At 68.2% G+C, this 18,501-nt stretch carries 13 protein-coding genes and 25 tRNA genes; 31 read left to right on the forward strand and 7 right to left on the reverse strand.

Annotated features, from left to right (window positions below):
- Positions 1-17: 17 nt before the first annotated feature.
- The 12 genes from ACQP0N_RS09390 to ACQP0N_RS09445 all read left to right on the forward strand — a co-directional run bounded on the left by ACQP0N_RS09390 (position 18) and on the right by ACQP0N_RS09445 (position 986).
- Positions 18-89: transfer RNA gene (locus ACQP0N_RS09390), tRNA-Gln, on the forward strand.
- Between the two features lie 6 nt (positions 90-95).
- Positions 96-171, forward strand: a tRNA-Leu gene (locus ACQP0N_RS09395).
- Between the two features lies 1 nt (position 172).
- Positions 173-248, forward strand: a tRNA-Thr gene (locus ACQP0N_RS09400).
- Positions 249-254: 6 nt separating this feature from the next.
- Positions 255-328 (forward strand) — tRNA-Thr (locus tag ACQP0N_RS09405).
- A gap of 5 nt (positions 329-333) precedes the next feature.
- A tRNA-Met gene (locus ACQP0N_RS09410) sits at positions 334-407 on the forward strand.
- A 13-nt stretch (positions 408-420) separates the two neighbouring features.
- A tRNA-Leu gene (locus ACQP0N_RS09415) sits at positions 421-496 on the forward strand.
- Positions 497-501: 5 nt separating this feature from the next.
- A tRNA-Ala gene (locus ACQP0N_RS09420) sits at positions 502-577 on the forward strand.
- Position 578: 1 nt separating this feature from the next.
- Positions 579-651, forward strand: a tRNA-Asp gene (locus tag ACQP0N_RS09425).
- Between the two features lie 5 nt (positions 652-656).
- Positions 657-743, forward strand: a tRNA-Ser gene (locus tag ACQP0N_RS09430).
- A gap of 4 nt (positions 744-747) precedes the next feature.
- A tRNA-Ile gene (locus tag ACQP0N_RS09435) sits at positions 748-822 on the forward strand.
- Between the two features lie 13 nt (positions 823-835).
- Positions 836-908 (forward strand) — tRNA-Arg (locus ACQP0N_RS09440).
- Between the two features lie 4 nt (positions 909-912).
- Positions 913-986: transfer RNA gene (locus tag ACQP0N_RS09445), tRNA-Pro, on the forward strand.
- Here ACQP0N_RS09445 and ACQP0N_RS09450 read toward each other — a convergent pair.
- Positions 978-1,532, reverse strand: coding sequence for a hypothetical protein (locus ACQP0N_RS09450; protein ID WP_433119193.1), 555 nt, complete (start codon positions 1,530-1,532; stop codon positions 978-980). The genes ACQP0N_RS09445 and ACQP0N_RS09450 overlap by 9 nt on opposite strands.
- 51 nt (positions 1,533-1,583) lie before the next feature.
- Here ACQP0N_RS09450 and ACQP0N_RS09455 point away from each other — a divergent pair.
- Positions 1,584-1,657, forward strand: a tRNA-Pro gene (locus ACQP0N_RS09455).
- Positions 1,658-1,735: 78 nt separating this feature from the next.
- Here the strand turns inward: ACQP0N_RS09455 and ACQP0N_RS09460 are convergent.
- The gene (locus ACQP0N_RS09460; protein WP_357171384.1) at positions 1,736-2,269 is read right to left on the reverse strand and encodes a hypothetical protein; all 534 of its coding nucleotides are present in this window, start codon (positions 2,267-2,269) and stop codon (positions 1,736-1,738) included.
- Positions 2,270-2,629: 360 nt separating this feature from the next.
- On the opposite strand from ACQP0N_RS09460, the gene ACQP0N_RS09465 reads away from it, so the two are divergent.
- The 16 genes from ACQP0N_RS09465 to ACQP0N_RS09540 all read left to right on the forward strand — a co-directional run bounded on the left by ACQP0N_RS09465 (position 2,630) and on the right by ACQP0N_RS09540 (position 9,844).
- A tRNA-Lys gene (locus ACQP0N_RS09465) sits at positions 2,630-2,701 on the forward strand.
- A 7-nt stretch (positions 2,702-2,708) separates the two neighbouring features.
- A tRNA-Arg gene (locus ACQP0N_RS09470) sits at positions 2,709-2,782 on the forward strand.
- Positions 2,783-2,791: 9 nt separating this feature from the next.
- A tRNA-Lys gene (locus ACQP0N_RS09475) sits at positions 2,792-2,863 on the forward strand.
- Between the two features lie 2 nt (positions 2,864-2,865).
- A tRNA-Met gene (locus tag ACQP0N_RS09480) sits at positions 2,866-2,934 on the forward strand.
- 5 nt (positions 2,935-2,939) lie between these two features.
- A tRNA-Val gene (locus ACQP0N_RS09485) sits at positions 2,940-3,011 on the forward strand.
- A 5-nt stretch (positions 3,012-3,016) separates the two neighbouring features.
- Positions 3,017-3,091: transfer RNA gene (locus ACQP0N_RS09490), tRNA-Glu, on the forward strand.
- 5 nt (positions 3,092-3,096) lie between these two features.
- A tRNA-Asn gene (locus ACQP0N_RS09495) sits at positions 3,097-3,186 on the forward strand.
- A gap of 1 nt (position 3,187) precedes the next feature.
- Positions 3,188-3,259: transfer RNA gene (locus ACQP0N_RS09500), tRNA-Val, on the forward strand.
- Between the two features lie 20 nt (positions 3,260-3,279).
- Positions 3,280-3,353: transfer RNA gene (locus ACQP0N_RS09505), tRNA-His, on the forward strand.
- Between the two features lies 1 nt (position 3,354).
- Positions 3,355-3,438 (forward strand) — tRNA-Tyr (locus ACQP0N_RS09510).
- 5 nt (positions 3,439-3,443) lie between these two features.
- A tRNA-Arg gene (locus tag ACQP0N_RS09515) sits at positions 3,444-3,517 on the forward strand.
- A gap of 4 nt (positions 3,518-3,521) precedes the next feature.
- Positions 3,522-3,592 (forward strand) — tRNA-Cys (locus ACQP0N_RS09520).
- Between the two features lie 362 nt (positions 3,593-3,954).
- A complete protein-coding gene (locus tag ACQP0N_RS09525) occupies positions 3,955-6,855 on the forward strand; it encodes an immunoglobulin-like domain-containing protein (RefSeq protein ID WP_433119195.1) in 2,901 nt (966 codons plus the stop codon).
- Between the two features lie 178 nt (positions 6,856-7,033).
- Complete coding sequence (locus ACQP0N_RS09530; protein WP_433119197.1) at positions 7,034-7,639, forward strand: uridine kinase family protein; 606 nt, start codon at positions 7,034-7,036, stop codon at positions 7,637-7,639.
- 577 nt (positions 7,640-8,216) lie between these two features.
- The gene (locus tag ACQP0N_RS09535) at positions 8,217-9,125 is read left to right on the forward strand and encodes a L,D-transpeptidase family protein (RefSeq protein ID WP_433119199.1); all 909 of its coding nucleotides are present in this window, start codon (positions 8,217-8,219) and stop codon (positions 9,123-9,125) included.
- 236 nt (positions 9,126-9,361) lie between these two features.
- Positions 9,362-9,844: a HalD/BesD family halogenase gene (locus ACQP0N_RS09540; RefSeq protein WP_433119201.1), complete on the forward strand. Its 483-nt coding sequence runs from the start codon at positions 9,362-9,364 to the stop codon at positions 9,842-9,844.
- A gap of 113 nt (positions 9,845-9,957) precedes the next feature.
- On the opposite strand, the gene ACQP0N_RS09545 is transcribed toward ACQP0N_RS09540, so the two are convergent.
- The 4 genes from ACQP0N_RS09545 to ACQP0N_RS09560 all read right to left on the reverse strand — a co-directional run bounded on the left by ACQP0N_RS09545 (position 9,958) and on the right by ACQP0N_RS09560 (position 13,144).
- Positions 9,958-10,293, reverse strand: coding sequence for a hypothetical protein (locus ACQP0N_RS09545; protein ID WP_433119203.1), 336 nt, complete (start codon positions 10,291-10,293; stop codon positions 9,958-9,960).
- Positions 10,294-10,448: 155 nt separating this feature from the next.
- Positions 10,449-10,826 (reverse strand): DUF7668 domain-containing protein, encoded by a 378-nt coding sequence (locus tag ACQP0N_RS09550; RefSeq protein WP_433119205.1) that lies wholly within the window; start codon positions 10,824-10,826, stop codon positions 10,449-10,451.
- A 140-nt stretch (positions 10,827-10,966) separates the two neighbouring features.
- On the reverse strand, positions 10,967-11,419 hold the full coding sequence (locus ACQP0N_RS09555; RefSeq protein WP_357123209.1) for a VOC family protein: 453 nt from the start codon (positions 11,417-11,419) through the stop codon (positions 10,967-10,969).
- Between the two features lie 162 nt (positions 11,420-11,581).
- Positions 11,582-13,144 carry an FG-GAP repeat domain-containing protein gene (locus ACQP0N_RS09560; protein ID WP_433119207.1) on the reverse strand — a complete coding sequence of 521 codons (1,563 nt, stop codon included), beginning with the start codon at positions 13,142-13,144 and terminating at the stop codon, positions 11,582-11,584.
- 356 nt (positions 13,145-13,500) lie between these two features.
- Here ACQP0N_RS09560 and ACQP0N_RS09565 point away from each other — a divergent pair, with 356 nt between their 5' ends.
- On the forward strand, positions 13,501-16,665 hold the full coding sequence (locus tag ACQP0N_RS09565; RefSeq protein WP_433119209.1) for an AfsR/SARP family transcriptional regulator: 3,165 nt from the start codon (positions 13,501-13,503) through the stop codon (positions 16,663-16,665).
- 118 nt (positions 16,666-16,783) lie between these two features.
- Positions 16,784-17,377 (forward strand): hypothetical protein, encoded by a 594-nt coding sequence (locus ACQP0N_RS09570; RefSeq protein WP_433119211.1) that lies wholly within the window; start codon positions 16,784-16,786, stop codon positions 17,375-17,377.
- Between the two features lie 416 nt (positions 17,378-17,793).
- Here the strand turns inward: ACQP0N_RS09570 and ACQP0N_RS09575 are convergent, their stop codons facing one another.
- A complete protein-coding gene (locus ACQP0N_RS09575) occupies positions 17,794-18,456 on the reverse strand; it encodes a DUF998 domain-containing protein (protein ID WP_433119213.1) in 663 nt (220 codons plus the stop codon).
- Between the last annotated feature and the right edge of the window lie 45 nt (positions 18,457-18,501).

The following is an 18,501-nucleotide window of genomic DNA, read 5'->3' on the forward strand; positions in this document are numbered from 1 at the left end:
CACCCCGCCGGCCGCGATGGGAGCTGATGTAACCGGCAGCATCGCTGGCTCTGACCCAGCGCGTAGAGGTTCGAATCCTCTGCTCCCAGCTCGATGCCCTCGTAGCCCAGCGGTAGAGGCGACGGTCTGAGGGGCCGTACAGGGCAGGTTCGAATCCTGTCGAGGGCACCAGGCCGGCGTAGCTCAGTTGGTAGAGCACGCGCCTTGTAAGCGCGAGCGGGCCGGTTCGATCCCGGTCGCCGGCTCCACACCTTGCCGCCGTAGCTCACCAGGCCAGAGCGCGCCCCTCGTAAGGGCGAGGCACCCGGTTCGAGTCCGGGCGGTGGCTCTCTCGCCGACGTAGCTCAGGTGGTCAGAGCGCTCCGCTCATAACGGAGAGGCCCCCGGTTCGACACCGGGCGTCGGCACGCAACACCACCTGCCCGGGTGGGCAAACTGGCAAAGCCGCCGCACTCAGACTGCGGAGATTCTGCGGGTTCGACTCCCGCCCCGGGTACGCATGGGCTCGTAGCTCATCTGGTAGAGCGCCGCTCTCGCGCAGCGGAGGTGGCAGGTTCGAGTCCTGTCGGGTCCACCATGCCGACGTAGCTCAGTGGTGAGAGCACCCGACTGTCGATCGGGGGGCCGCGGGTTCGATCCCCGTCGTTGGCGCGCATGAAGGGTTGGCCGAGTCTGGTCGATGGCGCCGCGTTGCTAGCGCGGAGCGGGTCACACCGCCGGGGGTTCGAATCCCTCACCCTTCGCCGAGCCGTCGTAGCTCAGCCTGGTGAGAGCACCGACCTGATAAGTCGGGGGTCGCTGGTTCGAATCCAGTCGTCGGCACGCAGTAAGGCTCGCCCCCGTAGCTCAGCGGATAGAGCGCCTGATTACGGATCAGGAGGCCGGACGTTCGAATCGTCTCGGGGGCACTTACGGGATATGGCGCAGTTTGATAGCGCACCTGACTGGGGGTCAGGGGGCCGTCGGTTCGAATCCGGCTATCCCGACTTCAGGTACTGCCCATCGCATCGCTCTAGCCCACCAACACCGATCATGCGGAGTTTCGTCGGGGCCTTTTTGACGCGACGGAAGCTTGCCACCCTCCGCGCCTCCGCCCGCGCCTCGTAGCGCATGTGTAGGAGCGTAAGTTCGGGTAGCCCTTTGATTGGCTCCTCCACCCCGTGCATCCTCAGGTGCTTCAGCTTCAGCGCCAACGTTTGAGAAGGGTGCACTATGGCCGGTCCTCTGGCGAGCCAGCCGATCGCGGACCATCTCATTCCGCCAGAGATCCTGCTCGACCAGAAAGCTTCCTGGTAGAAGGCGTGAAAGGTGATGTCCACGATCGGCACGGCGGAGTCGTTGGCGATGTAGATCACCGTCTCGCCAGCTTCCTTTGAGGCCCAGACTCGGACGGTGCTCCGCTCGGCCCGGCGGCGTCGCCGAACTTCGCTGAGGTAGACGGAGAGAGCAACGAGCGCGGCAGCGAGCGTTCCGAGGGCTTCGAGCGCGCCCCACCCGGCCCAGGTCCACAGGGACGGCGATGTCGGCGGCACGCACCGGAGAGTAGTAGGTGTCAGCACGGCGCGTAAGCCCCGCGCCGCTAACGGGTACTAGCTCAGCTTGGTAGAGCGCTCGGTTCGGGACCGAGAGGCCGGGCGTTCGAATCGCCCGTACCCGACTCATGGAGGGTAGCGCCCAGTGGTGGGCAACCGGCCTCGAAAGCCGGGCCGCCGGAAACGGCGAGGGTTCGACTCCTTTACCTTCCGCGCTTGCCTGCGAGGCAGATCAGTGCTCGGTCAACGGCCACGCGGCGGCGCGATTTCAGCCACGGCCGCAGTTCCAGAAGCAGTTCGCGCAGCTCGTTGATGCGGCACACGTTCCACGTCGCGGTCGGACGCCACTTCTCGTTCCGTGACGGCCGCTCGTGGACGCGCCCTATCCCGGTCGCTGCCTGAAGCCGAACGATGGTGTCATAGTCGGTCGAGTTCACTCCGAGAGACACGTCACCTCGGGCGGAGACGCTGATGCAGCCCTCCCCTTCCACGATGCCGGCGACCCACGGGATGCCTTCGGCGAGCGTCAACTCCCGCCGGGCGGGGAAGGTGTCAACCGGCTGCCCTCCGGCCGACCAGAGGCCGATGGCAGCCGAACGGCGGCGGTGACCGAGTAGCGGTGCAAGTTCCGCGACGAGCCAAGCCGTGTGGTGATGCGCGTTGACGGTCCAGTACCACGAAGGCTTATGCGCGCGGTTCCTCGGCGTGTACGCATTGACCGTGCCGACCCCGGTCATCTGGTGGGCGTCGCTGATTACGTCTCGGTCCGTCATTTGGACCCGTACGCGGGGTGCACCTTCCTTCACCAAGAAGGTCCCTTCGCCTTCCAAGAGCCCGGCTAGCCATGCTCGCTGATCTGCGCGTAGCTCCTGCGGGGCTGGCCGCTCGCGTGTGCAGGTCGCGCACCGCACTGACTTGCGGTCCATCGGTGCGCCACACGCGCACCGCCACCTCAGCTTCAGACGCTGGTAGCGGCACGGCTCGCATTCACGCCGCCGGTCGGCTGACCAGTAAGGCTTGCCGCAGGTAACGCATCTGGGCTGACTTGTCACCCATACATAATATCTTAGGCGTGGGGTCCTCCCCCTCACCGCCATGCGCCGGTAGCTGAGTTGGTTTAGCTACGGACTCTTAATCCGAAGACGGGGGTTCGATTCCCTCCCGGCGCACGTATTTGCCCCAGTAGCTCAGCGGATAGAGCGCTGGCTTCCTAAGCCGGGTCGTCGCAGGTTCGAATCCTGCCCGGGGCACGTACACAAGCCGCTCGCGCCTGATGGCCGGGCTCCGGACTTTTACTCCGGACTGCGGGGGTTCGATTCCCTCGGGCGGCACTGCGGGTGTATTGGAGAGGAACCACGCTGGGCTCATAACCCGGAGACGCCGTTCGAATCGGACACCCGCCACCAAGCCCTGATAGCTCAGCGGGAGAGCGCCGTCCTGACGCGACGGAGGCCGGGGGTTCGACACCCTCTCCGGGCACGCATGGAGCCGTAGACGAATTGGCAAAGTCACCGGGCTTTCAATCCGGATGTATGCGGGTTCAAATCCCGTCGGCTCTACTCATTCCGACGTAAACCGTAATTGGTATCGGGGCGGACTGTTAATCCGTTCAGGTGTAAGCCTGGTGCTGGTTCGAGTCCAGCCGTCGGAGCCACGCCCGTGTAGCTCAGGGGGAGAGCGTCGCTCTTACAAGGCGAGGGTCGGGAGTTCAAATCTCTCCGCGGGTACTGGCCTTCGGGCCGCAGTTGTGGCTGTAGCTCAACGGTAGAGCGCCGGGTTGTGGTCCCGGTGATGGCGGTTCGATTCCGCTCAGTCACCCCAAGGGAGTGCGCCACCGATGGTGAGGTGGGCCGGGCTGTAACCCCGGTGCGTTCGCGCTGAGGGAGTTCGAATCTCTCCACTCCTACGCATGCCCACGTAGCTCAGCGGATAGAGCACCGGCTTCCGGAGCCGGGTTGGCGGAGGTTCGAATCCTTCCGTGGGCATCCTGGTCGTGTGCCCGAGTGGTCAGGGAGCGGTCTGCAAAACCGCGCACCGGGGTTCGATTCCCCGCACGGCCTCGACTGCCATTCACTGCGGATAGCGAGCGACGCGCCGCCGAACCGATCGGCGCGCGCACGCCGGGGATGCAAGAACATCTCTATGTTCTCCAGGGCGTTACCGGCAGTCCCCCTGACGTGGGGTCTGGCGCGTACGTGGCGGAGCGCGGGGACTACACGATCTTCGTCGAGTTGACCGTAGACCCTCGCGAGGTGCCCGATCTGCGCCGGACGGATCGCGTTGACGCGACCACAGGCCGTAGTTAGCGTTAACAACCTTCGTCCACTTCGGAGCCGCCACCACCATGCCGGCCAAGGAGGACCAATTGCGACTGCGACAGCCACGGTCACGTCCCAGACCGAGTCGGAAGGGCAGGAGTGTCGTGGCCCTGACATTGGGCGTACTCATGTCGGTTCCGATGGGCGCGACACCCTCGCACGCTGCCGAGCAACGGCTCGATGAGGGTCTGGTGCACCACTTCGCGCTCGACGAGACCAGCGGAACGACGTTGGTCAACTCGGGTAGCGCGGGCGCGGCGGCGAACGCCACGCTCGTGAACCCCGCAAAGGCGACCTTGACCGGCGAGGGGATCAGGCTCAACCCCGACGACTACGCGGGCGCGCTCGACGGCGCGTACGTGAGACTGCCGAACGACATCACCGCCGGCATGTCCAACCTCAGCGTCGACTACGACGTGTGGATCGACCCGGCGAACGTCGGCGAGCACCAGATGTGGAGCTTCGGCCGCAAGTCCGGCTCGTGCGACGCCGACACCGGGGCCGAGGGCTCGATCTTCGCGTCGAACACCCAACGGTTCCGCGTCGCGGTCGGTCCGGCGAACCTGCAACAGAACCGGGTTCGCATGCTGGAAGGCGCGTGGACGCATGTCACCTACACCCAGTCGCTCAATCCGGACGGAACGACCTGGACGGGCCGGCTCTACCTCGACGGTGTGCCGCACGCGACGTCGACGAACCTGACCACCCCACCGTCGGTGAGCGCCGCCGGAACGAACTGCAACTTCCTCGGTCGCTCGCAGACGTCGGCGCACTACTCGTTCGGCGGGACGATCCGGGACTTCCGGGTCTACGACCGGGCCCTGAGTCTCGACGAGACGCTCACCCGGGCGCAGGGGACCGTCTCCGAGGGGGTCCGCGCCGACGCCGCCGCCATCGACCTTGGCCTGACCAGTGCGGTCGTACATGACATCGTTCTGCCCAAGGTGGGCTCCGGGGCGGGTTCGGCCATCACCTGGACGAGTTCAGACCCCTCGGTCGTCGAGGTCTACACGCCGCCGGCCGTCGCCAGCGCCCGCAAGGTCGCGGTGACCGGCGTGATCAAACGGCCCGCACAGGGGCAACCCGACGCGACAGCCACGCTCACGGCGACGGTCCGCAAGGGCGCCCAGGAGGCCACCACACGGGAGATCCTCGTCGTGGTGAAAGCCGAGTTCGACGACGCGCAGGCGGTCGACCGCGACACCTTCGACCTGGTCCTGCCGGGCGCCGACGACGTACGCGGGAACCTGGACCTCGGCGCCAAGGGCGAGTTCGGGTCGACGATCACCTGGCGGTCGACCACCAACCTCGTCACGCCGACGGGTGAGGTGACCCGCCCGGCCTTCGGCCACGAGGACGTCGCCGGCACTCTGACAGCGACCATCACCAAGGGTACGGCCGCACGGACGAAGTCGTTCCCGGTGACGATCACCGCCATGCCCCGTTCCGAGGAGTACGAGCGGTACTTCATGGGGTACTTCAAGGGCGAGGGGATCGCCGACGGCGAGCAGATCATGTTCGCCACGTCCAACGGCAACACCGCCCTGGACTGGACCGGGTTGACCGGCGGCCGGCCGTCACTCATCTCGCAGTTGGGCGACCAGGGCCTTCGTGACCCGCACATCGTCCGTTCGCCCGACGGCGACACGTTCTACATGATCGCCACCGACCTCAACTGGTACGACCAGGGCGGCTACGCCATCAACGACACCCAGTACATCGAGGTGTTCGAGTCGCACGATCTGGTCAACTGGACCCCTCAGCGGCACGTGAAGGTCGCGCCCGACAACGCGGGCAACGCCTTCGCTCCGGAGTCGCTGTGGGTCGAGGAGATCGGCGCCTACGTCGTGTTCTGGGCCCAGTCGCTCTGGAACGACCCGGTGAACCGCACCGGCCAGGGCAACGCGCAGATGTGGTACGCCACGACGCGGGACTTCAAGACGTTCTCCGCTCCCCAGGTCTGGCAGGACCCCGCTCCGCTGTCGCGGATCGACACCACCGCGATCCGGGTCGGCGACCACTACTACCGGGTGACCAAGAACGAGGCCGGCAACCAGGGCTCGGACATCTTCTCGGAGAAGCACACCGACTTCCTGGACAGCAACCTCGACAACTGGACACTGGTGGCGCCGGCGCTGGGGCGGACCACGTGGGTCGCCAACCAGGGCTACGAGGGACCGGTCATCTTCAAGGCGAACCCCGGCGACACCTCCTGCCCCGGCCAGTTCTACCTCTGGGGCGACCGGTACACGAACGGCGGCGGATACCAGGCCGCGTGCCACGAGAACATCGAGGCCCCCACGTGGAACGCCAAGGCGATCACGATGACCAACGCGGGTGTCGTCCGTCCGCGTCACGGCACCGTGATCCCACTGACCGTGCGCGAGTGGAACGACATCCGCGGGATCCCGAACAGCGATGTCACGACCACCACCGAGGTGGCTGTCGCGCCGTACGCGAGTAAGGCCCAGACGACCACGGCCACCGCGACGGTCACGGCGGCCGACGGGTTCGAGACCGGCGGTCAGGTGCGGTTCAGCATCGGCTCGTGGTCGACGCTCGCCCACCTCGACGACGGCGCGGCCACTGTCACGCTGCCGGCGGGCCTGCCGGCGGGCACCCGGGCGCTCACGGCCGAGTACCTCGGCTTCGGCTACCTGAAGGCGTCGGCGGGTACGGCGTCGCTCGAGGTGCCCGCCGGACCGGCCGCCGTCAAGGTCAAGGCGAAAGCCACGCCAGCGTCGGTCGTGCGCGGGGGAACGTTCAGGTTGACCGTGACCGTCGAGCCGGGCGGACCGAAGCACCACGCTCCGACCCCGACCGGCGAGGTCACCGTCACCTTCGGCGGCACCGCGCAGGTCGCACCACTGATCGATGGTGAGGCGGTCGTCGAACTGCGGACCGCCGACCTGCGTCCCGGGACCTACCAGGTCCACGCCGCCTACTCCGGTAACCCGACCTACCGGCCCCACGCCGCCAACTACCAGAAGTTGCGGGTGCGCTAGCCGGCACAGGCTGCGGGATGGGCCATAGCAGGGGGCGGGCGAGATCCGTTGATCTCGCCCGCCCCTTGTGCACGGCTCCCGGACCGTGCTCGAAGGGCGGTTCATCCGTCGGCGATCGGGGTACCGGCTGTCAATGCGCTTACACCCCGGCGAGCCCGAGGCCGTCGGTTGGCGGGTCATGACCGCGCTCGACGTCGTACGGCAGTTGCGCGATGCCTCGCCCGACGTCAGCGGCCGTCCGCTGGTGATCGCGATCGACGGCCGGGGCGGCGCAGGGAAAACGACCCTGGCCGAGTTGCTACGCCGGTTGGTGCCCAACTCCGCCATCGTGCACACCGACCACGTCGCCTGGAACCACGCCTACTTCGACTGGGGCGCTGTACTCGCCGAGAATGTGCTGCAACCACTGCATCGCGGCGAGGTGGTGAGCTTCCGCCCTGACGCCTGGATCGCACACGGGCGGTCCGGATCGGTGACCGTGCCCGCCGACGTGGACGTGGTGTGGGTTGAGGGCACCGGCGTTATCCGTGAAGAACTCACTGAGTGGCTGGACGCCTCGGTCTGGATACAGGGCGACCTCGATGAGCAGGAGCGCCGGACGATCATCCGTGACGGCAACTCCCCGGAGCAGCAGGAACATGTGGCGAGCTGGCTAGCAGAGGAGCTGCCGTTCCTCTTACGGGAACAGCCGTGGGCGCGAGCCACCTTGATTGTCGCGAGCCCAACGAATATCGATCACGACTCAGGCACCGAGTTGGTCGTAGCCCCACCGAACAGCCCGTAGCACTCAGCGGCGGGCCGCCAAGCGAACTGCCTACGGCGAGGAGCCGCTCGACCGGAGCGCAGGCCTCGCATCGCCACACACGCACGGTGCCATCGTCATGCGTGGTGACCAACCGGTCACGCTACCGCCCAGGCGGTGTGTCTGTGTCCGCGCAGGGCGAGTGGGCCACCTGCACCGGTCGCGTTCCAGAGTGGGGTCGTCAAGGGTTGTGGCTAGCCACCGCCCGTCCGGACTGATTGCCAGCCCCTCCACAGTCCCCTGGTGACCGCGTAGCACCGTCGGCGCTCCGGCACCGGCCGTTGGCCGTACCCAGGTCGTGGTGCTCGACTCCGGTCGCACGATCCGTGACGCCGGCCGCGATCCTCTCGATTCGGCGAGCGCCGTCCGTCATGTGTAACGCCGGCCAGACCGACGACGCCGTACGAGTGGCTTCAGTTGATCTACAGCGCGACCCCTCGCCGTGTGCGAGAGTCGCACCTGCGCACTCAGACCAACTACGCGGCAAGAGTCCCCCCGACTCGCGGTCGTCTTCCGGCCAGGCGACTGGCTGACATCAGGAACCATTGAGGGAGTAGGAATGGGAACGCCGTTCAGGCGGGCTGTGTTCGGTGCCATCGCGGTGGCGCTGATCGGCGGGCTCGGGCTCACGTCCTGCGCCGATCCGGGCCGGAACGACAGCGTGGACGCCGGGTTGGCTCCGGTCGATACCTCGGTGACCGTCGCTCCCGAACCAACTGACCCCGCAAGTCCCTCCCCATCGCCCTCAGCTAGCCGGTCCCCGTCGCCTTCGGCAAGCCGGTCCGCGAAGCCGTCTCTCAGCCGGTCGCCGTCGCGCGCCCCGACGAGCAGGGCCGCGACGCCGGCCGCGGAGAGCAACATCGCCTCCCGGCTACACACGATTCCGGCCAGCACCCGCCAGCTCATCGTCGTTCACAGCAACGGCTACGGTACGAGCGCCGCGTCCCTTGAGACGTTCGAGAAGCTGAACGGAGTGTGGCGGTCGAAGTTCGGGGTGATGAGCGCGCGGATCGGCACCAAGGGGTTCAGCGACAGCCATGTGGAGGGCGTCTCCACGACGCCCACAGGCGTCTATGGCATTGGCTCCACCATGTACGGCGTGCAAGGCAACCCTGGCGTCAAGTACAGCTACCACCGGCTTGTGGCGGACGACTACTGGGATGAAAATCCCAGCTCGCCCACGTACAACAGCTTTGTCCATGGCACGAACCCGGGCGGGTACAGCGAGGCGCTGTGGCAGACCGTGCCGCAGTACAACTACTTCGCGGTCATCAACTACAACATCCCGGTGAGGGCAGCCACCCCGGCCCGCGGCAGCGGGATCTTCCTGCACGTCATGGGGAGCGGCGGTACCGCCGGTTGTGTCTCGTTGACGCAGTCCGACCTGCTCCGGGTACTGCAGTGGCTGGCTCCGGGCGCCTCTCCACGCATCGTGATGGCACCTAGCCAGAACCTCGGCCGCTACTGACCGCCCTGCCTTGATCTGCCCGCACGGCCGGCAAGCATTCGTCCGAGACCGGGAGGCCGTACCAGACCTCGCGAAAGCAATCGTGTCCCTGTAGCTGGCGGCCTGGTCGAAGTGCGCCGCTTCGAACGGTGGCCGGCAGGCCAGGCAAGCAGCTGGTTGCCTGATGCGCAAGCCAGGTTGCTCGTCGTCGGCATCACGGAGATGGGTGGAGGGTTCGGCGGGTGGTAGAACGGGGCGTGGAGATCGGCCAGCTCAGCCAGGCGTTGGATGACATCTTCGACGGCGCGATCGTGCACCACGGGTACACCGACTACATGCGCGATTACGAAGTCATCGTCTATGTCACCGCAGACCCGCGTACCGGCATTCCACCTGCCCACCTCCGCTACCTCTTCAAGTACTGCGTCGCGGCTGAGGTGCAGACGGCGGTGAGCCCCGATACCTGGCGTTGCTCGCTGGACGAGCGACTGACCGACCGGGAGATCGGTCCTGAGCTGGACGGCTTCGTGTGGGCAGTGCGCTGGCAGCCGCTCTACCCGGGTGCGGAGGTGGTGACGGACTCCGAGCGTGCACGGTCGTGGGCTGACAACATCGGCATCCCCTTTCACGAGGTCCGCTTCAGGATGAACGCTCACACCATCACTCTCGTCTTCAGCGACCTTGAGGTAACCGAGGTGGGTGAGGGCTATGCGCCCTTCACAGTCACCGAGGACGACTGACGCAGGGATCCAGTGAAAGAAATCAGCAGACGAGCAGCGATCCTGATGGACGGTTTCAGCAGTTCAACGCCCATGAAAGGCCAGGCCAGAGGCCCGCGTTGGTTGCCGTGAGGTCAACGAGTCGACGGCTCTTGCGGTACGTCGGGCGCTGTCGTGCGAAAGGCCGTCGCCAGCTTTCCAGGCCGCCATCCCTCGCTGAGTGCCTTGCGGATAATTGTGGCGACCATCGATGGACGAAGAGGGACCGGCGGGCCGCCGATCCAGTTGCTCGGGTGGTCCTGGGGCAGGTCGACCAGCAGTACCCCGCCCTTGCAGCCGGCTTGCTCGACGGCGAGGGTGAGTGGTCGATCACCGAGCGCTTGGGCGTAGGTTGGCCTTCCGCGTACCCGCCACCGGTAGACCACGCTGTCGACCGTGATGAGCCGAGAGCCCTTCTTGGTCAACGCCACGTCGATCCTTTCGCTATCCGATGCCAGGGCGGCAGCCAATCACGCCGTACCGGCGGGTGGGGGACGCAGGCGGGCGCAAGACGTCGTCAACCGGCCACCATCGATGACAGTCAAGACGCCGCGTGAGCGATTGTCACGACCTGTGGATCGGTCGTTCAGGGGACGTAGACGAGGTTCACGCGGTAGCGGTATCCAGGTCCGTGCTCGAAGACGTCGACATCGAGCACCAGGTCGCTCCTGCCCTCCTCTTCGGTCCAGAGATCGACCAGGCAGCGCCAGTGATCGCCGAACCACAATGCGACTGAGGTGTTCCAGGATTCGTCTGGTGGGGTGATCAGCGTGACGTCACCGTAGTTGTCAATCGCCTGGCGGCATTTCTGCGAGATTTCGGCAGGAACTGGGTCTACCGGCGGCAGGCCTGCGCCGATGGCGGCGTCTCGTCGCACCAGCGAGTCCACGACCGCCTTGAGCGTCGGCCGCCAAGCCTCTGGAATGGAACCTTCGAGCGAGGCATCCTTCACCGGACCGCCCACGTGTGCCTCCTCTGCGATGCCAACGCGTGATTGGGTGATCTTGGCTAGGTGGCGGCGGGGGCCTTGGTGGCCGGGGTGGGCCGCGGGGCGTCCGATGAGTTTGCCATGTTCGAAGCGGGCGTCGGCACGCACGAGCGCGATCAACGTGGGAACGGGCGCAGGGGCGACGTGTCGCCCACGGACCAGTTGTGACCGAACGGGTCCGTGAAGCCACCTTGACGGTGCGTCCCCCAGGGCACGCGGTGATCCTCGATTGCCGCTCCGGCGACTGCACCGGCCGCGACGGCGCGCTCGATGAAGGTGTCGGGGTCATCGACGAACACCTCGATGCGGGTGCTCGTGATTCCGACCTGGCCAGGACTCGTCTCTGTCGGGTTCTCGGGATTGACCTGGTGGAGGAAGAAGGGGGCGCCGCTGATCGCAAGGCCGGCCACGCCACCAAGGTTCCACAGCTCCGTCGCGCCGAGCGCAGTCCGGTACCAGGCGACTGCGGCCTCTGCGTCGGAGACGATCAACATCACCGAGATCACCGGCGATGCGGCGAGCACCGTATCGCTGGATGAGGCGGAACGATTCTTCGGTTCCTCGGTCATGCCCACAGCATGCCGGACACCGCCAGCAGCGTCTCCCCACCTACACAAGATGAACCGCCAGGTCGAGGCCGAGGTGACCACCGCCGTCTGACCGGACGCGAACCGGGGGTCACCGGCGCAGCCGGTGACCCCCGATTCCTGCTCGTGTGCGACCAGGTCAGGTCACCAGTTGCCGAGGACGAGGCGTCCGTTGACGGGGGTGATGTTGTAGGGGCCGGAGGTGTACCAGCGGCCGAGGCTGGTGAGGCCTTGGTTGAAGGTGTAGTAGCCGAAGGTGTTGTTGCCGAGGTCGTAGGCCATGACGATGTCGGCTTTGCCGTCGCCGGTGACGTCGCCGGCGGCGACGCGGTTGCCGACGTTGGCGAGGTCGAAGCTGCCGGTGCCGACGTAGTCGGTGGTGCGGTTGAAGGTGGTGCCGGTGCTGGTCCAGCGGTGGATGGTGGTGGTGCCGTCGCCGTCGTCGTGGATGAGGGCGGGTTCGGCTTTGCCGTCGCCGGTGAAGTCGGCCACGACGAGGCGTCCGGCGACGGGGTCGAGGTTGTATTGGCTGGAGGTGTAGAAGCGGCCGAGGCTGGTCAGGCCTTGGCTGTAGACGTAGTAGCCGAAGGTGCCGTCGCTGATTTGGTAGGCCATGACGATGTCGGCTTTGCCGTCGCCGGTGACGTCGCCGGCGGCGACGCGGTCGCCGACGTTGGCGAGGTCGAAGCTGCCGGTGCCGACGTAGTCGGTGGTGCGGTTGAAGCTGGTGCCGGTGCTGGTCCAGCGGTGGATGGTGGTGGTGCCGTCGCCGTCGTCGTGGATGAGGGCGGGTTCGGCTTTGCCGTCGCCGGTGAAGTCAGCGACGACGAGGCGTCCGGCGACGGGGTCGAGGTTGTATTGGCTGGAGGTGTAGAAGCGGCCGCGGCTGGTCAGGCCGGCGTCGAAGACGTAGAAGCCGAAGGTGCCATCGCTGATCTGGTACGCCATGACCACGTCGTCGGTGCCGTCACCGTCGACGTCACCCGAGGCCATCCGATCGCCTACATTCGCGAGGTCGAAGGAACTCTCACCCTTGTAATCGGTCGTGTGGTCGAACGCCGTACCGGTCGAATTCCAGCGGTGGATGGTCAGGGTGCCGTCGCCGTCGTCGTGCCCCAACGCCGGCCCCTTGCGTGCCGTCGCCCCCGCGATCAGGCCGGTGCGCCGGATCGGCTTGTACGTCCTCAGGTCGCTGGCGCTGTTGAACCCACGGCTGCCGACGTTGTTGTCCTTGTACGGGTTCTGGACCGTCTGGCCGTCGTCGTTGAAGGAGTAGACGTAGGCGCCCTTGCTGTGGTCGTTCCGGTCGGCCCAGTGCGAGAAGAGTTCGATGTGGCCGCTGCGGACCATCGCGTCGCCGGCCTGGAAGCTGTCGATGCTGCCGAGGGTGTCCCAGCGGGAGTTGTCCACCTGGAAGTCGTCGGTCACGTAGCTGGTGTTCAGGTGCCAGGCCATCGACACGAGTCCCGAGCAGTCGCGCCGGTAGGTCTTGTCGCCGTCCATGTCGCTTGCCCAGGTGCCGGTCTGGGTGTAGGTGATGTCCCGGTCCACCCAGTTCTGTGCGCGGGACAGGACCTCGCTGCGGCTGATCGGGCCCTCGATGGTGGATGCCTGGGCGGGCGCGGACGACACGCTGACCAGGCCTGCGGCGATCATGGTGATGGTGCCGAGGATCGCGGCCGGTCTGCGGGCTCGGAAGCGACGCATGGATGTTCCCTTCGTGGTGGGGATGAACGGAGTGGTCGCGAACGTGGATCGAGGTGCACGACAGCCATTGGCTGGACCCAATGCGACAGGTAAAGTCGCAGCGCACAAGCCACCGTGGGGCCTGCCTCCGATGGCTGGTCCCAACTGGTCCTGCTGTGCGGTTGTGTGTTCGAGACCCTTTCGTCGGAGGTGGGATGAGAGCCGTCCACTCCGGTGAGTGGTCCGCGAGCTGCCGGTGCGGTGGCTGGCAGAACCCTCACAGCCACATCAGGTAGCGAACCTGGATGGATCCTTGACAACTTCGGACGCCCTGCTCGCGGGCCGTCCAGCGGCGCTACGGACGCGGGGGCGAAGCCGTGGAACTATGCATACTGGGTGATCTCCGCGTGGTCGCGGCCGGCCGGCCGCTCGAGTTGGGACCACCGAAGCAGCGCCTGGTGTTCGCGGCGCTCGCCGTGGACGTGGGCCGCAGCGTGCCGATCGAGGCGCTGGTCGACCGGGTCTGGGACGACGCCCCGCCGGCCGACGCCCGGGGCGTCCTGTACACGTACCTCACCCGAATCCGGCGGATTCTGGTCGCTGCCCAGTCCGCCGAGACGGCCCCGATCACGGTCGGCCGCAACCAGACCGGATACCTGCTCGACGTCGACCCGGACCGCGTCGACCTGTACCGCCTGCGCCGCCTCGCCGAGCAGGCGCAAGGCCTCGCGGTGGACCACCCCGACCGGGCGGCGCTGCTGCGGGAGGCGGTCGAGCTGTGGCGGGGCGACCCGCTCGACGGGCTGCCCGGCGCCTGGGCGGCCCGGGTTCGGGAGGGTCTGCGCCAGCAGATCGTCCGAGTCCTGCTCGACTGGGCCGACAGCGAGATCAGCCAGGGCCGCCCGGGGCAGGTCGTCGACCGACTCACCGCAGCCCTGGAGCGCAGCCCGCTCATCGAGCCGCTGGCCGTGAGCCTGATGCGCGCCCTGTATTTCAACGGTCGCCGAGCCGAGGCGCTCGACCTGTACGCCCGGACCCGCGTCAAGCTTGCCGACGAGCTGGGCATCGACCCGGGCTCCGACCTGCAGGATGTGCACCGGGAGATCCTGCGCGGCACGCTGCCTGCGCCGCGGGTGGCCGCCGCCCCTGTCGAAGCGCCCCGAGTGGCGCAGCCCGCGGTCGCTGTGGCCGCACGTGTCGAGGCCCAACCGGAGCCAGCGCACCATGCCCCGACGGGCCCCGGCTGCCAGCTTCCGGCCGACCTGCCCGACCACGTCGGCTGCGAACCGGAGATCTGCTGCGCGTTGAGTGTGCTGCAACCCGGCGATGGACGCCCCGAGGGCAACGCCGCGCCCGTGGTGATCCTCTCCGGGCCGGGCGGCGTGGGTAAGACGGCGCTCAGCATCCGGCTCGCGTACCTGCTTCGCCACTCGTACCCCGACGGGCAGATCTTCGTCACCCTCGCCGGCCGAGGCGGCGACTCCGGGGAGGCCCTGGACCGGGTGCTTCGGGCCCTGGGCGCCACCAACATCCAGCAGTTGCCCACGCTGGAGGACAAGCTCGGGCAGTACCGCGCCATGCTGAGCGGACGGCGATTCCTCATCGTGCTCGACTCGGCGGTCAGCGCCGAGGAGGTTCGCCCGCTCGCGCCCGGTGGGCCGGGAAGCGCCCTGATCGTCTCCAGCCGGGCCCTGCTGACCACCATCCCGGGCGCCGAGCAGATCGAGGTGCCGTTGCTCGATCGGGCCGACTCGCTCGTCCTGCTGGAGCGCATCGTTGGGCCGGGCCGGGTGGCGGCCGAGCCGGAGGCGACCGCCGCGCTGGTCGAGATGTGCGCGGGGCTGCCGCTCGCCCTACGGATCGTCGGCGCCCGGATCGCGGCCCGACCGCACCGCCGGATCGCCCGGCTGGCGGAGCGGATGCGCGACGAGCGCGCGAGGCTCGACGAGATGACTGCGGACGGGCTGGCCGTCCGGGTCAGCGTCGCGGTCGGCTACCAGGCGCTCGACCCACCGGCCCGCCGGGCGTTTCGGTTGCTCGGCTTTCTCGGGGTGTCGAGCTTCGCGGACTGGCTGGTGGCGGCACTCGTCGGTGGCTCGATGGACGACGCCGAGGAGCTGCTGGAACAGCTCGCCGACGCCCGCCTGGTGACCGCCGTTGCGGACCCGACGCACCGGCTGCTCCGGTACCACATGCACGACCTGGTCCGGCTGTTCGCCCGCGAACGTGCCGTCGAGGAGGACAGCGACGGTGCGCTGCGCGCCGCGGTGGCCAGAGTGCTGGTCACGGCCACCGAGCTGGGTGAGCGGCTCAACCAGCGGTTGCCGTACGCCGTTCCGCCGCTCTACCGGCAGGCGCCGCTGCCGGTGGACGTGCCGAGCATCCCGCTCCCGGCCGACCACCAGCTACCCGGTTGGCTGGAGGTCGAGGCGCCGACGCTGATCGTCGCGGTGGAGCGGGCTGCGGAACTCGGCATGGACGTGGCGGCGTGCGCGCTGGCGGACGCGTTGGTCTACGCGTCCTTCGCGGTCCGCAACGACTTCGTCGGCTGGAGGCGCACCCACGCGGCGGCCTCTGCCGCGGCCAGGGCGGCCGGCAACGCGGTCGGCGAGGCGGTGATCGAGTGCGGTATCGCGCTGCTGCGTTACAAGGAGGACCGGTTCGCCGAGGCCGAGCGGAACTTCCGTACCGCCATCGACCTGTTCGAAGCCGCCGGCCACGAGCACGGGTCAGCCGCGGCGCGCAACGGTCTCGGCACCGTACTGCGTGAGGTGGGCCGGCATCGGGAGGCCGTCCCGCTGCTGACCACAGCCGCCGAGGTGCTGGGCCGATTGGGGGACGAGAACGCGGCCGCGCACGCGACCTACGGCATCGGCTGCTGTCTGCGGGAGCTCGGCGACGACGAGGCGGCACTGAGCTGGATCGGTCGTGCCGTGGACACCTACCGGTCGCTGGGCCACGCTCGCGGCGAGGCCATCGCCGCCCGGGGCATCGGCCTGGTGCATCGGGCCCGGGGTGAGCTGGCCGACGCGGAGCGCTGGTGCTCCCGCGCCCACGACCTGATCGTGGCGAGCGGTGACGAATTGCTCGCCTGCTACACGGAGCAGGCGCTGGCGAAGGTGTGGGTCCGGCAGGGCAAGATGTGTCGGGCGCAGGAGCCGTTGGAGCACGCCCTCGGCACGTGCCGGCGGCTGCATGACCGGTTCGGGGTGGCGCTGGTCCAGCGGACCATCGGCGAACTGCACCTGGCGGCCGGCCGGCCGGACACCGCCCTGGAGAACCTTCGCCTCGCGCACGACGGATGGAGCGAGCTGCACCACGATCTCGGTGTCGCACGGACGCTGCGCGATCTGGGTGCGGCTCATGCGGCGCTGGGCGACGTCGCGTCCGCCCACGAGGCATGGGAGACCGCTGCGGCGAAGTTCCGCCGGCTCGGCACCCGGGAGGCCGGCGAGGCGGCTGGCTGGCACGAGCGGTGGGGATGCGGGTGCGAGGCGACGGCACCGGTGGGCGTAGCCGTGTCGGTCGCGCACCCGGTCTGAACCCACCCTGGCCTGCTCTTCCAGGTTTCGTCCAGATCGCTGGCAGGCCGGCTCCCTAGCGTCGGAGCAGCCCGGGCACCAGCCCGGGCAGCAGCTTCGACACGATGGAGAGACGTTCATGACGATCCGACGCAGCAGCGCGTACCTGGTAGTGGCGGTGGCCGTGGCCCTTTCGGCGGCCGGCTGCGCGCACGCCGAGCGGACCGGTGTCGCGGCCGGCCGCCCGGCGTCGGCCTCCTCCGGGCCGGCCGCCGCTCCGGACCCGGCGGGCACCGCTGTCGGACCGCAGGCGACGCCCACCACCTCCGGCGTCCCCGCGCCACCGGCTCCCGCCTCCGACGCGGCCAGCTCCGGTACGGGAGCCGGCCGGGCCGCCGACCCCGCTTCCGCCGCCACCGGGTCCACCCGGCTCGCCGCCCTGCCGACCACCGACACCGACCCGTCCTGCCGGCCGCCGGTCCTACTCGAGGCCACCGGCGCCGCGCTCAACGGGCAGAGCGTCGACGACGTGCAGGTGCTGGGCTGCCGCAACGGCTTCGCCCGACTGATGGCGATCGCCCCGCAGTCGGCCCCGATTCCCGGCGGTGGCCAGGTGTTCCTGCGCAAGGACACCAAGGGCTGGCAGGTCGTCGGACGTACCTCGGCGTCCACCGACTGCGGCGACCCGGGCCTGGTAACCGCGGTCCGGGCGGTCTGCACCGGACTGGCCTGACGGCCGGCGGCGGCTTCCGGGCCGGGCGGGCCGGCCGGAGGGGGAGACCGTCCAGCTCGCGGGCCCGACGAGCGGCAGTGCCGAAGACGACGGATACTCGCCTGATGACTGGACCGGATCTCGACCCCGAACAGTATCCTCCCATCGACCCACGTGAACCGGTGCCCGACGACGCGGGCGTCCTTCTGCCCGGCGGACCGGACGAGTTGCCCGAAGCCCCGCACGAACCGTCGCCAGACGATGGTGGCAACGCCGGCGGCGTGCGCGAGCCGGCATAGGCAAACGCCGCGACCTGCGAACTGTGTGCGGTGACCTCTTCGCCGATTGCGAAGGCGTCAGCATCGGCGCCCCGGGGAGTCGGTAGGGCGGTGCCCGCGTGTGCCAACGACCGCGCATCTGATCTTGACCAGACGCGCTCAGCCTTGGCGGAACGAGCGAGTGATCGGGTGCTTCTGATCAGCTGCTTCGCCCTCGTTCGTGGACGTATTGCGGCGTAGGTGCAGGGCGAAGACGGTGATCCAGGTCCAGCCGACTCCGATGGTGAGCCGCTGGTACAGGCCGCGGTGTTCGGGTACGGCCAGGCCTTGGATGAGCAGGAGCATGGTCACGCCAGCCGTCGCGCTGGTCACCGTCCAGATCCAGGAGCGACGTCGGGCGGAGTAGAAGGCCCAGGTGAAGGTCAGCAGCGGTAGGGACAGAAACGCGATGCTGCCGGCGGCGTTGTGCGCAGTGCCGCTCCAGGTGTGCTGAGCCTGCCCGGCGACGTCGGTGGTGAACAGCCCGGAGGCGATGAGGGCTGCGCCGAAGAGGCCGGTCAGAGCCGCCGCGGTCCAGGCGGCTGAGCGGGGGCGCAGGGCACGGCGTACGCCGAGGGCGAATACCACGAACAGCGAACCGCACACGAGGAAGTTGGTGGTCTGGATCCATCCGGTCGATCCGGTGGCCAGTTCGCTGACGGCCTGGCGGATCGGGCGGTATCCGGGCTGTAGCGCGCCACCAACGATGGTCAGGATGCCGAACAGAGGACCGGCGGCGGCACCGCATGCGAGGAGCCGCCGGGTGGTGATGTTTTCCTTCATTGCTCTATTGGGCGTGCCAGCCTCCTGATCTTGGTAGCGGCGCCC

It is taken from the genome of Micromonospora sp. CA-246542, from assembly GCF_050942905.1.
GTDB lineage: Bacteria > Actinomycetota > Actinomycetes > Mycobacteriales > Micromonosporaceae > Micromonospora.